The sequence below is a fragment of the Microcystis sp. T1-4 genome, assembly GCF_000297435.1.
Classification (GTDB): Bacteria; Cyanobacteriota; Cyanobacteriia; order Cyanobacteriales; family Microcystaceae; genus Microcystis.
On sequence record NZ_CAIP01000011.1, the window covers coordinates 1 to 12,687 of the forward strand.

Consider the following 12,687-nt stretch of genomic DNA (forward strand, 5'->3'; position numbering starts at 1 on the left):
AATTAATTTTTGAGGGTTCAAAAACGGCAAAAATAAGGATTAAATTGCATAAAATCTGTAAATAGACCATTTAATTAATTATTATTCATTCTTAATTCTCCTGACTACTGACTACTGACTACTGGCTCCTAACCCCAACAACAATTTTTGATTTTTACAAGAGGTCTTATGAAAGTGCCTATTGACTGGAGGTAATACCGCGTTGACGTAATTGGTCGATAAAAAATTCTTCGAGGGAAGCACGAGCTAAATTAAGACTAATCAAGCGAGCATCCATACTAGGCAGGGCAGCCAGAAAAGCATCGGGTTCTCCCTGTAATTGTCCGTGCCAAAAATTATCGCGCCAATGTAAACCGAGTATCCATTGCTGTAGTTGCTCTTCCCTACCCCCCTGAACAATCACCTGATAGACATCAGCACGACCGAGAATTTGGTCGAGGGAACCGACACAGAGTAATTCTCCCCGAGCCAACAGGGCAATGCGATCGCAAATTTGTTCCACATCGGAGAGAATATGGGAGTTAAAAAAGATGGTTTTCCCCCGTTGTTTGAGGGATTGAATAATTTCCCGCACCTGATAGCGACCGATAGGGTCTAGTCCCGACATCGGTTCATCGAGAAAGACTAATTCTGGATCATTGATTAATGCTTGAGCTATACCGATCCGTTGCATCATTCCCTTAGAATATTGACGCAATTGCTTTTTCTGGGCGGTTTTGCGCTCTAATCCCACTAAATCCAATAATTCAGGAATGCGTTTTTTTTGCACAAAAGAGGGAATTTCAAAAATGCCGGCGATTAATTGTAGGAATTCCCAGCCGGTGAGATAGTCGTAGTAGTAGGCATTTTCGGGAAGATAGCCGATGCGTTGCCTGACCAAGCGATCGCCAATTGGTTGACCGAGAATCAAGGCCCGTCCGGAAGTGGGTCGGACAATCCCCAAAAGGGTTTTTAAGAGCGTGGTTTTGCCTGCACCGTTCGGGCCTAATAATCCAAAGGTTTCCCCCTCATGGACAATTAAAGTACAGTTTTTCAAGGATTCGATTTTTTTATTTAACCAGAATCCCGTCCGATAAGTTTTTTGCAAGTTTAACGTCTCTAGAACAGTTTGACGGGTGGTATTCGTCATTGTTTTGGAGTCATCTGAGACAGAATACATGGGTTTTACATCCCTTTTCCTACACTTTGCTTTTATTATTCCCAAATTGTCAGCAGTAATGTCACGGCTATCAAAATAGCACGATTTTGGAACCCAGAAAAATTCCAACCGGTCTTGAGAAGGGGTATCAGTGCAGTTCCGGGCTATGACAAGCTTTCTTCCCTGGCATTGGTGAGAATCGGGCGCTAAAATCTGTTAGACAGGTAACTTTGACACTTGAGCGGCAACTGGTACAATAGTGCGAACGCTTACGGAAACCAGAATCTTACACAAACACAGCATGAAACAACTCCTCAATTGCCTTAATTCCCTGACAGTGGCCAGTGTCGCCACTATCGCTTTGGCCTACCCTAGCATCGCTCAAGTTAATCTCTCCGTTTATCCCCATCCTTCCTCGTCGAACGAATCCATAGAATTATACGTTCCCCCGCCGGAAAACAATAATATCGATAATACCTGTACTCAATTGATCGGGGCAAATATCGATAAAATTATCGGTCAAGCTCCCAATCAGTGGGGTATATTAATCGAATCTCTTGATCGCCAAACGGTTATTTATAGTCATAACGCCGATCGCTATTTTATCCCTGCTTCTAATACAAAGTTATTTACCACGGCTGCCGCTTTACAAGTGATGAACCCGGAGACGACAATTCAGAAAAAATCCCTGCGCGATTGGGTTAATGTCACTAATCAGAGAAGTAATAATTTCTACGCTGACACTCTTTTTCGCTTTATCGGCGGTGCTAAAAATGTTACTGCCATTTTGGCACAATTGGGCATCAATCCCAGTGGTTTTCGTCTAGCCGATGGTTCGGGATTATCCCGCCGTAATACCGCTACTCCCCGCTCGATCGTGGAAATTTTGCGGGTGATGTATTATTCTCCTAATCGAGACACTTTCTATGCTTCCTTGCCGGTAGCGGGAATTAGTGGCACCCTGAGAAACCGGATGCGTCAGACGGCCGCTACTGGCACAGTTTACGCTAAAACCGGCACTCTTACCGGTGTGCGGGCCCTATCGGGTTATCTAGAAAACCCCAACCAAGGACCGATGTTATTTAGCATTATCGTTAATAATCAACGGGTTTCGGGACAGGCTCTGGTGAAAGCGATCGATACTATTGTTCTACAGATGACCGAATCTCGTTCCTGTCAAGCTCAGTAAATCTCTCGTAAAAATCCCCAATTGTCCTGATCAGCTGTCCGCGCATTTAAATTGCTTGTGGAGATGAGGCAAGAGTAAAGGTTAATAATAGCCATAATCTGCCTCAGTTTGGGTTTGGGTTTGGGGGGAGAGATATTCAAAATTAGAGGGATCTCGCAAGAAGCGAAATATTTCTTCTTCGAGACGATGAATTAGATAGGGTTCTATGGAACTAGAATCGCGTAAACAGGCTAAATAGCCTTCTACATATAGCCGGATCTCATCAAAACGTGAGCCACGGTGCCAAAGATCCACCATGTCATCGGTTAGTCTTTGATAGTAACGAATGGATTGGGTATCTTGGAGCATGGGCAGTAGAACAAAAAAGAGAGAGTGGGGGTAAGTGTTTATGGATCATCGTAGGGAGAATTGCTATTCTCGGTCCCCGATACCTCTATTGTACTCACCAAATCGGCAAAACACAGACAAGAGAATTTTCAGTGATCAGTAAAGGGTGTGGGGTGTGGGGTGTGGGGTGTGGGGAGAACAAAGCTGCCTTTTGCCTTTTGCATGAGCGCCTTTTGCATGAGCGCCTTTTGCATGAGCGCCTTCGTATAGATTATTCAGGGTTTCTTTGTCTTTTTGCCCGTTCAATTTCTGCTTGTAGTTCTGCTATTTGTCGCTGCAATCTTTCGCTTTCCCTATCATTAGCATCAATATTAATTGAGCTTTTTACCCCTGTTTTGGCATAGTTTCCCCGGCGAATTTGACGATAGGATTCCGAGTTAAACCATTGCTGTAGATACTGGACTCTTTCCACGGAGAAAGGATGGGTTAAAAAGGAACCATTACCGCCATTATAAATGAGAAATTTATAAATCTGGTTTAAGTTATCTTGGTCTAATTGTCGGTAGGCTTCCCCTTGGCGAATAAATTCTTCTAAGTTGCATTCATGCAGATATTTTTGACTTCCTCCTGCACATTTCATTAAAGTTCTCAGGACTAAATTTAAATCATCGGTAACTAATAAAGCGGCTCTGTCTGCGGATAATTCGGCTTTTCTGCGCCATTCATAAAAGGCATAAACTAGACCAGTAGTAATGGCTTTTCCTAGTCCTAAAGTGATGTCTCCAAGCAAATTAGCCGCCCCCATCACCCAAAAAGAAAGTTGAATTAAAATACTATGATCGCATTTTAAATGACCTAATTCGTGGGCAAGAATTACCCGAATTTCTTCTTCATCTAAGAGGTCTAAAAGGGCAGTATTAAAGACAATATAGGGATGTTCCGAACCCAAGGAATAGGCATTGGCTAAAGGGTTTTGACTGACATAAAGATTCGGTTCTGGGGACATATCTAAATCCCGCAGACATTGGCGATAGATGCCGTATAAAGTGGCGTATTGACGCGGGCCGACTTTTAGATCATTGCCCATTAATAAAATTTGCTGGGGACGTTCATAGAGATATTCGGAAAAACTTTTCGCTAATAAGTCAAACCCCGGAACTGATCTTAAGGCCTGTTCAGCTTGCTGATCTAGGGGATGTTTAAAAGCTTGACTAGAGATATCAGGATAAGTTGGCATATTAATAAAACCTCTTGTAAAAATCAAAAATTGTTGTTAGGGTTAGGAGTCAGCAGTCAGGAGTCAGAAGTCAGGAGTCAGGAGTCAGGATAATTAAGAATGAATAATTAAATGCTCTATTTACAGATTTTATGCCGCCATTTAATTCTTATTCTTGCCGTTTATGAAACCTCAAAAATTAATTATGCAAGAGGTTTATAGAATAAAAAAGTCAAAACTTGTCCTAAATTGATCCTATACGAATGCCTGATACATCTGCAAAATTGCGGATTCCAAAGTTGATTTGATTTCAGTGACATAGAATAGACCTGTGGGAGAAGTGAGCTTTATTTTTGTTAACTATCCTTAGCAACAATTCCTAGATTCGATAACAAAGCTTGCAGGTTAGTTTGCACGGTAGCGGGTTGGTATCTCTTAATAGTTTCTAGGGAATTATCGGCGAGTTTTTGCCACAACTCCCTATTATCATAGAGTTCGATCACTGCTTGGGCAAATTCCTCGGCAGTATCGGCAATTAAAACATCCTGATGGTCAATTAATCCCATACCTTCGGCACCAATTTTTGTGGTAATAGTCGGTAATCCGAGGGAAAGACTTTGACCTATTTTACCCTTCATTCCCGCACCAAATCGCAGGGGAGCGACAAAAATGCGACTCTTTTGGAAATAGGGTTCTACTTCGGGAACATAACCGGTGACAATCACTTGATCATTGGCTAATTCCTTCACTTCATCCTTGAGGTTACTTCCCAATAAATTAACGGTAATATCGGGACGGGATGCCCAAACTAAGGGCATAATTTCTAAACATAACCACTTAACTGCATCAATATTAGGAGGGTGATTGTAGCTACCAATAAATACTAAACCCGATCGCTGGTCAAAGGCAACTTTTTCAGACGGGGAAATTTCTTCATGAATATTGGGGATTACCCAAACATTTTTCACTCCTAAAGAGGATAAAACCTGCTTTTCGTCTTCCGTTACTACCACGGTTGCTTCCGCTTGATTAGCATAGTTTAACTCTAATTTCTGATAGGTTTGCCAACTCCAGCTAGTATTTTGATAACTGGGATCGAGATAGTCTTTTTGGCGTTTTAAACGTAGAAAATGCAGGTCAATTGTATCATAAATAATTGGCACTTTTGTCTTTAAGCGGATTAAATCCATATACTTATCGCACAATTCGGGCCGACACAACCAAACTCCATCGATCAGAGGTAAATATTTGATTAATTTTTCTTCTAGATTATATCTTTGCGGTGTGCCATAAATAACTTCAATTCCCAGCTGTTGCAGGACGGAAGTATAGGGTTGTTCAGGATAGCCATTATCGGGAAATAAAATCACTGAATAGCCTAAATTGAGCAGTAGCTTAAGAATATTTAATAAACGCACACAGCCGGATTCTCGATCGTATAGTGGAACGTAGGAATCGATGACTAAAATTGTCGGTTTTCCTTGTAAACGTCGGGCAGCTTTGGGTACATTATTAGCATCGTTATCTAGGTGTTTAGTTAATACCTTTGACCATTTTTCTCGAAACTTAGTTTGATTAATAATTTGATATTGTTTTGTCCCACTGGAAAGGTCTGTTCCCGAGGTAATTCCCTCGTAGTGAATGACGTTAGATTGGGGTTGATAGAGGACTTGATAACCCAATTCTCGGATGGCAAAACATAAGTCTGTATCTTCGTAATATGCGGGGATAAAGTCTTGACAAAAACCACCTAATTGCTTAAATAAATCCGTAGGAACTAATAAACTGGCCCCCGAACAATAGTCCACGGGACGCACATAATTATATTCCGGTTCCTCGGGACTATCTAAGCGTCCATAATTCCAACCATCGGCAGAATTCCAGATAATTCCCCCCGCTTCTTGTTGTTTACCATTAGCATAAATTAACTTGGAACCCACCGCACCAACTCCGGGATTATTGATAATTAATTTTACTAAACTTTCTAGACAATTTTCTAGAATTCTAGTGTCGTTATTGAGAAAATATAGGTATTGACCTTTTGCTTGACTAGCCCCATAATTACAGGAACGGATAAAACCAGAGTTTTCTGCATTAGTTAATACTTTAATTCCTTTAACTAAAGTTGCTAATTGTTCTAAAGTTTCATCGCTGGAAGCATCATTAACAATAATTATTTCATAAGCTAAATCAGAACTTAAGTTAACACTCAAGGACTCCAGACAGTTAAAGGTGTAGGCAAATTGGTTATAAACAGGAATAATAATCGAGACTAAAGGATTGTCACTACTGGCAATTTCTAGGGGCCGGAGTTCGGCTAATTTAGCACTTGCGATCACCTGTTCTTCAAATTCAGAGGAACTCTTTCCTGTGAGAATTTTAATAATTTTTTGTTTCGTCTTTTTGAGTGCTGGTTTCCATCCTTCCTCTTGGAGACTAAAGACAAATTTTTTAAGCAGTTTTTTAACTTTAAAAATAATCATTATTACCATAAATACTCCTCTAGAGAAAACCAATCTTGTGCTAAATTTAAATCTCTTTCTGCTCTAACAATAGCTCCTTCCTTTAATTGTTGCTTGAGGTAGTTTCTCTGTGGTTCCATAATATAAGTAGATGGGTGGAATTAAATATAAGATGAACGTAGGTTGGGTTGAAGCATGAAACCCAACGCCCGCATGGGTTACGCTACCGCTAACCCATCCTACAAATAATTGTGCCTCCCTACTTATAATTTAATCGCTTCATTAATTAAATTATTATATTCTTTTTCAGGATAATCACTACTTGCCAACCATCGATCGAGAAGTTGCATGGTATCTTCAGGGAGAGTTATCTGAAGTTGTCTGGCCATTTTTTCTTTCCTAACCATATCTAGACAATAACAATTATAAACCCCTAGAGCGATTTTAGTTGCTGTCGGGATAAATTCTCGGGGCTGCGGCGATTAATTTTTGGGTGTAGGGGTGTTGGGGATGGCTAAAAATCTGTTCAGTGTCACCCATTTCAACTATTTTACCCGCAGTCATCACCGCAATTCGATCGCAGAGGAATCTCGCTAACCAAAGATCATGAGTTATAAATAAATAAGTGAGATTAAATAACTTTTGTAACTCTAACATTAACTCTAAAACCTGTGTCTGAACACTAGCATCAAGCATACTAACTGGTTCATCACAAATAACTAATTCCGGACGAGTAATTAAAGCGCGAGCAATGGCTACTCTTTGCTGTTGTCCCCCCGATAACTCCCTAGGATAGCGTCGATAAAATTCCTCTGTTGGTGTTAAACCGACTCGATCTAACATTTCTAAAACCTGTTTTTTCGCCGTTTCTAGACTAATTTTTTGATGGATCAAAAGCGGATCGGCGATACTTTCTCCCACCGTCATTAGAGGATTGAGACAAGCGAGGGGATCCTGAAAAATCATCTGCATTAAGCGCCGTTTGGGACGCATTTTTTTCCCCGACAAAGGGGTTAAATCTTCTCCTAAAAATTCCACTTTTCCCCCGGTGGGTTTAATTAACTGTAATAGGGTTCGCGATAGGGTACTTTTCCCACACCCCGACTCCCCAACTAAACCGAAGATTTCCCCTCGATACAGTTCAAAATTCACTTCATCCACCGCTTTAATAAATTTCTTTTCTTTTTTGAAAAAACTATCTAAAAAGTTACCTTCTAGGGTATAATACTGTTTTAAATTATCCACCTTTAACACCGTTTCTTTGCCTTGAATTGCTGTTGATTTTTCCTCCCGTAACTGTAGGTGTAAAGCGGCGGCTAAAAGAGAACGGGTGTAGGGGTGTTGAGGTGTATTAAAAACTGTTTTTACCGCTCCCGATTCGACAATTTTGCCCCCCTTCATCACCGCTAATTGATCGCAATATTCTCCCACCATCGCTAAATCATGGGAAATTAACAATAATCCCATCTGTTCCTCGCTACATAAACGCTTTAATTCCCGCAGAATTTCCGCCGAAACTGTCACATCTAAACTGGTGGTGGGTTCATCGGCAATAATTAACTTAGGGTTTAATAATAAAGCTAAAGCAATGGCCACTCTTTGCCGCATTCCCCCGCTAAATTCGTGAGGATATTGGGACCAACGATTAGCGGGAATTTTCACTTTTTCTAGGACAGTACAAGCTTGATTTTTAGCTTGACGATAGGTTAAATTTCGTCGATGGGCTTGCAAAGTTTCCACACAATGATCGCCAATAGTCATCAGCGGATCTAGTCGCGTCATCGGATCTTGAAAGACTAATCCCACCGCTTCCCCACGAAACTTTTCTAACTGTTTGTTAGACAAAGATAAAAGCGATCGCCCTTCAAAGTTAATCTCACCTTCCACATGAGTGTGATTGGGTAATAACCTTAAAATAGCCTTACCGATAGTCGATTTTCCACAACCAGATTCACCTACTAATCCCAGAGTTTCCCCTTTGCCTATACTAAAAGATACCCCATCGATCGCCCAAGAGGGAGAACTTAATTCGGTTGGGTAGGCAATTTTTAGGTCTTTAATTTCCAACATGACGCGATCGGTAACGATAAAAGTTAGGACTTAGGGTCAAGTATGCCACACAAAGGGCGATCGAGCATTTAATCACTAATCGACAACTGCCCCTAACAAAACCCGACAATACCCCTTTAAAGTCGCCACTCGCTCGCTAATTATCTGTAAACGTTTCTCCCGTCCTTGCCGGGCCGAGGCCAAAAATAACCAATCCGTCTCCAGCAATCGCCAGGATCGATATAGTTCCGTCTGGACTACGCGCCAACGATTAGCCACCTCTGGGCTGAAATTGTCATCATTTAGTGACAATATCTCCCCCTCTAGACAGGTTTGTAAAGCTTGAAAAGATTGTAACCCCGTGGAAGCATCCCCATCCAGAAGGGCAAGACTGAAATCCTCCAGTTTTCTTAACAAAGATTTGTAGGCTTGATGGTAATTTGTCGGTAGCATCCAATACAAAGCGCGTTAGAATTTGTTACATAAGATTAACGATTTGCCGTCACGGTTGCAAGTCCTCTCTCCTCCCAATCAGAGACAAAAACTTAAAAGAATCGCGTCCTTTTCGCCGCTAAGTCCGATTCTAGTGTTAGAGAGTTAAGTAATCTGGCATCCCTTGGTCCTAATAATTTTCTAGTTACCCGTCTCCTTCACCCCTATTATCCCCCCGATCTAACCATGAACGCCATCACTGCCACCCAACCAGAAATACTCACGGCCCTTCCCCGGGCCACGCAACCGAAAAAAGCGTTAGTTTTACCCGATTGGCTGAAAGAATGCCTAATTACCTACGAAAACGACCCCCAGAATCCCGATAGCGATTTAATCTGTCGGGCCTTTAATTTCGCCCACAAACTCCACGAGGGCCAGTATCGCAAATCCGGGGAACCTTATATCGCCCATCCCATAGCCGTGGCGGGATTACTGCGGGATCTGGGGGGTGATGGGGCAATGATCGCGGCGGGATTCCTTCACGATGTGGTGGAAGATACGGAAGTCACCCCCGAAGAAATCGAGGCTAGATTCGGTGTCGAGGTGCGTAATTTGGTGGAAGCGGTGACAAAACTCTCCAAATTTAACTTTTCTAGCAAAACTGAACGGCAAGCGGAGAATTTTCGCCGAATGTTCCTGGCGATGGCTCAAGATATCCGCGTCATCGTGGTCAAATTAGCCGATCGCCTGCACAATATGCAAACCCTCGAACACCTCACCCCGCAACAGCAGCAACGCATCGCCCTCGAAACTAGAGAAATCTTTGCTCCTCTGGCTAACCGTTTAGGGATTGGCAGATTTAAATGGGAATTAGAGGATTTATGCTTTAAATACCTCGAACCCGATGCTTATCGTCAAGTCCAGTTATTAGTATCGGAAAAACGCATCGATCGAGAGTCCCGCATCGAAACCGTTACTAACACATTGCGGGAAAAATTGCAAGAAATTGGCATAAAAGTTCTTGATTTACAAGGTCGCCCCAAACATCTCTACGGCATTTATCATAAAATGCACAATCAGGGTAAAGAATTCGAGCAGATTTATGATATCGCCGCCGTCCGCATTATCGTCGAAACTAAAGAGGAATGTTATCGTTGTTTAGCCGTAGTTCACGACCAATTTACCCCGATTCCCAACCGTTTTAAAGACTATATCGGTTTACCAAAAGCTAACCGTTATCAATCCCTCCATACCACCGTTGTTGGTTTAAATGCCCGCCCCCTAGAAGTGCAGATTCGCACCCTAGAAATGCACCATGTTGCTGAGTACGGGATTGCAGCTCATTGGAAGTATAAAGAAACCGGTTCTAGTCACACAACTTTAACCGCCGCTGATGAAAAATTCGCTTGGCTGCGTAATCTTCTTGACTGGCAAAAAGACCTTAAAGATGGTCAAGAATACATGGATGGTCTCAAAAATAATTTCTTTGAAGAAGATATCTATGTTTTCACCCCCAAGGGTGATGTGGTAGCCCTGGCCCAAGGTGCGACACCGGTAGATTTTGCCTATCATATTCATAGCGAAGTAGGTAATCAGATGAAAGGGGCAAGGATTAATGGTAAATGGTCAGTTCTTGATGCTCCCTTGCAAAATGGTGATCTGGTGGAAATTCTCACCAGCAAGCATAGTCACCCTAGTTTAGATTGGTTAAATTTTGTCGTTACTCCTAGCGCCAGAAATCGCATCCGGCAATGGTACAAAAAATCGCGACGAGAAGAAAATATTAGTCGGGGTCGTGATTTATTAGAGAAAGAATTGGGTAAAACTGGCTTCGATGCCCTGCTGAAATCGGAACGAATGCAATCGGTGGCTAAACAGTGCAATTATGTGGCAGTAGAGGATTTATTGGCGGCCTTAGGTTACGGCGAAGTTACCCTAAAAAATGTGGTTAATCGTCTGCAAGAAACAGTTAAAAATCAACAGGAAATTTTAACAGCTAAAAATCCGCCCGATGTCCTAACTGATTCCCAATTGATTCTACCACCTTCTCCCGTTCAAAGGGCTTTACCCGTCAGTAAATCACCGATCGCCGGTGTGGAGGGATTAGTCTATCGTTTAGCCGGTTGTTGTTGTCCTTTACCCGGAGAAAATATTACCGGTATAGTTGCCCATGCGGGGGAAGGTATTGTTATTCACCGTCAGGGCTGCTCGAATGTGGAAAAAGCCGAAGCTGAACGCTTAATTCCTGTTAGTTGGAATCCTATAGATGACCAGGGACGTTATCCAACTTATCCGGTAAATATTCAGATTGAAGTGATTGATCGCGTCGGGGTTTTAAAAGATATTCTCTCTCGTTTAAGTGACCAAAATATTAACGTTCGCAATGCCGGAGTTAAGACTAATTTCGGTAAACCCGCTTTAATTTCCCTGAAAATTGAAGTAAAAGACCTGCAACAATTTGAACGCTGTGTTACTCAAATTAAGCTAATGAGCGATGTTTTAAACGTTCGTCGCATCAGTCAGGTAAAAAGCGATCGGGAGTAGGTTAAACCTAAAATTCCCGCTCCTATCCCCCAAACGCCAGAGCGCCTTAGCTTTTGAACTGGGATGCTGACACTGACTAAAACCATGATGGCAATATCGGCACTTTTTGTCACCGAACAGCGTAGGATCGATAATTAATCTGAGCGCGAAAATCCCTATGTTATTATCCCTACTCTCAGTCATCAGTTTTCTGATTAGTTTTCTGGTGGTTGCCCTGATTAAACAACGTTTTAGCCAACAATTGTTAGATATTCCCAATGAGCGTAGCAGCCATAGTCAACCCACACCTAGGGGGGGTGGACTCGGTTTTGTCGTCGCTTTTGCTCTGACCAGCGGCCTCGGTTATTTTCTCCTTCCTCCTTCCCTACCTTTTATTCCCCTCTGGTTATCCCTGACTCCTTTAATTATTATCGGCCTTCTCGATGATCGTCGCGGTATTCCCTCTAGTATTCGCTATTTAGTCCAGTTATCCTCCGCTAGTCTTGCGGTCACTTTTTTCGGTGCTTTTCCCCAATCGTGGCTATTAGATTTGGGTTTTGGCGGCAAAATTTTGGCTATTGTTCTCACAATTATCGGCCTGACTGCGATGATTAATTTTTATAATTTTATGGATGGTCTCGATGGCTTGGTGGCTGGCTGTACGGCGGTACAATTGGCATTTCTCGCTCTCTATTTTCAGCAACCAATTTTATGGCTTTTAGTGGCGGCTTTAGTCGGTTTTCTCCTCTGGAATTGGTCGCCAGCGAAAATTTTTATGGGCGATGTGGGTAGCACCAGTCTAGGGGCAATTGTCCCTATGGTTTTACTTAATTCCCAGGGCAATCAAAGTCAAGCTTGGTCAGCTTTAACTATCACTTTACCTCTGATTGGTGATGCTATTTATACCCTGATTTGTCGATTATTAAGAAAGGAAAATATCTTCCAAGCTCACCGCAGTCACCTTTATCAAAGATTACAAAAATCTGGCTTGTCTCATCCACAAGTAGCAATTATTTATATGGGGGTAACTCTCCTGATTGCTATTAGTGTTAACTACTTGGGAAACCTGGGAGCATGGCTGACTTTACCTCTGATTCTAGGATTAATTGTTCTCGGAGAAATTTATCTGAATAGGCGAGTTAGCGAGCATAATTTAGCGGTGACAAGAAAAGAATAAATTTTTTATCCCCATGGCTCCGGGAGTCAAACCTAGAGAATGTTAAAGGAACGTCGTAATTTAATTTAATCGTCCTAAAACCCTAATTAATTTTGCTTAGGTACTTACCAAATAGACCTCTTGTGAAAACTAAAAATTGTTGTTAGGTTTAGGAGTCAGTAGCCAGTAGTCAGG

At 42.0% G+C, this 12,687-nt stretch carries 10 protein-coding genes; 3 read left to right on the forward strand and 7 right to left on the reverse strand.

Translation table 11 applies throughout. The features are described 5' to 3' along the window. Window positions 1–178 precede the first annotated feature (178 nt). Window positions 179–1,159 carry an ABC transporter ATP-binding protein gene (locus tag MICAI_RS00620; RefSeq protein WP_008196239.1) on the reverse strand — a complete coding sequence of 327 codons (981 nt, stop codon included), beginning with the start codon at window positions 1,157–1,159 and terminating at the stop codon, window positions 179–181. Window positions 1,160–1,439: 280 nt separating this feature from the next. On the opposite strand from MICAI_RS00620, the gene dacB reads away from it, so the two are divergent. Continuing rightward, complete coding sequence (gene dacB / locus MICAI_RS00625) at window positions 1,440–2,327, forward strand: D-alanyl-D-alanine carboxypeptidase/D-alanyl-D-alanine endopeptidase (RefSeq protein ID WP_008196241.1); 888 nt, start codon at window positions 1,440–1,442, stop codon at window positions 2,325–2,327. Window positions 2,328–2,408: 81 nt separating this feature from the next. Here the strand turns inward: dacB and MICAI_RS00630 are convergent, their stop codons facing one another. From MICAI_RS00630 to patD, 6 genes are all read right to left on the reverse strand, one after another. Then, window positions 2,409–2,675: a DUF6761 family protein gene (locus MICAI_RS00630; protein ID WP_002739044.1), complete on the reverse strand. Its 267-nt coding sequence runs from the start codon at window positions 2,673–2,675 to the stop codon at window positions 2,409–2,411. A gap of 250 nt (window positions 2,676–2,925) precedes the next feature. Continuing rightward, window positions 2,926–3,891 (reverse strand): M48 family metallopeptidase, encoded by a 966-nt coding sequence (locus MICAI_RS00635; RefSeq protein ID WP_008196257.1) that lies wholly within the window; start codon window positions 3,889–3,891, stop codon window positions 2,926–2,928. Window positions 3,892–4,226: 335 nt separating this feature from the next. Then, the gene (locus MICAI_RS00640) at window positions 4,227–6,362 is read right to left on the reverse strand and encodes a glycosyltransferase (protein ID WP_008196260.1); all 2,136 of its coding nucleotides are present in this window, start codon (window positions 6,360–6,362) and stop codon (window positions 4,227–4,229) included. A 233-nt stretch (window positions 6,363–6,595) separates the two neighbouring features. Then, the gene (locus MICAI_RS27505) at window positions 6,596–6,721 is read right to left on the reverse strand and encodes a hypothetical protein (protein ID WP_002759643.1); all 126 of its coding nucleotides are present in this window, start codon (window positions 6,719–6,721) and stop codon (window positions 6,596–6,598) included. A gap of 55 nt (window positions 6,722–6,776) precedes the next feature. Continuing rightward, window positions 6,777–8,402, reverse strand: a complete 1,626-nt coding sequence (locus MICAI_RS00645; protein WP_008196266.1) for a dipeptide ABC transporter ATP-binding protein — start codon at window positions 8,400–8,402, stop codon at window positions 6,777–6,779. A gap of 75 nt (window positions 8,403–8,477) precedes the next feature. Next, entirely contained in the window at window positions 8,478–8,834 is a 357-nt protein-coding gene (gene patD, locus MICAI_RS00650; RefSeq protein WP_008196268.1) for a heterocyst frequency control protein PatD, read from the reverse strand. Window positions 8,835–9,059: 225 nt separating this feature from the next. Here patD and MICAI_RS00655 point away from each other — a divergent pair, with 225 nt between their 5' ends. Together MICAI_RS00655 and MICAI_RS00660 are read left to right on the forward strand one after the other, a co-directional pair. Next, window positions 9,060–11,357 carry a RelA/SpoT family protein gene (locus tag MICAI_RS00655; RefSeq protein ID WP_008196270.1) on the forward strand — a complete coding sequence of 766 codons (2,298 nt, stop codon included), beginning with the start codon at window positions 9,060–9,062 and terminating at the stop codon, window positions 11,355–11,357. Between the two features lie 157 nt (window positions 11,358–11,514). After that, the gene (locus tag MICAI_RS00660; protein WP_008196273.1) at window positions 11,515–12,513 is read left to right on the forward strand and encodes an MraY family glycosyltransferase; all 999 of its coding nucleotides are present in this window, start codon (window positions 11,515–11,517) and stop codon (window positions 12,511–12,513) included. The last annotated feature ends 174 nt before the right edge of the window (window positions 12,514–12,687 follow it).

What these genes read in the sequence shown, in the direction of transcription:
- MICAI_RS00630 (WP_002739044.1), bottom strand. Translation starts at nt 2,675, where the DNA reads ATGCTCCAAGATACCCAATCCATTCGTTACTATCAAAGACTAACCGAT.
- MICAI_RS00635 (WP_008196257.1), bottom strand. Translation starts at nt 3,891, where the DNA reads ATGCCAACTTATCCTGATATCTCTAGTCAAGCTTTTAAACATCCCCTA.
- MICAI_RS00660 (WP_008196273.1), top strand. Translation starts at nt 11,515, where the DNA reads ATGTTATTATCCCTACTCTCAGTCATCAGTTTTCTGATTAGTTTTCTG.
- MICAI_RS27505 (WP_002759643.1), bottom strand. Translation starts at nt 6,721, where the DNA reads ATGGCCAGACAACTTCAGATAACTCTCCCTGAAGATACCATGCAACTT.
- dacB (WP_008196241.1), top strand. Translation starts at nt 1,440, where the DNA reads ATGAAACAACTCCTCAATTGCCTTAATTCCCTGACAGTGGCCAGTGTC.
- MICAI_RS00655 (WP_008196270.1), top strand. Translation starts at nt 9,060, where the DNA reads ATGAACGCCATCACTGCCACCCAACCAGAAATACTCACGGCCCTTCCC.
- MICAI_RS00620 (WP_008196239.1), bottom strand. Translation starts at nt 1,159, where the DNA reads ATGTATTCTGTCTCAGATGACTCCAAAACAATGACGAATACCACCCGT.
- MICAI_RS00640 (WP_008196260.1), bottom strand. Translation starts at nt 6,362, where the DNA reads ATGGTAATAATGATTATTTTTAAAGTTAAAAAACTGCTTAAAAAATTT.
- patD (WP_008196268.1), bottom strand. Translation starts at nt 8,834, where the DNA reads ATGCTACCGACAAATTACCATCAAGCCTACAAATCTTTGTTAAGAAAA.
- MICAI_RS00645 (WP_008196266.1), bottom strand. Translation starts at nt 8,402, where the DNA reads ATGTTGGAAATTAAAGACCTAAAAATTGCCTACCCAACCGAATTAAGT.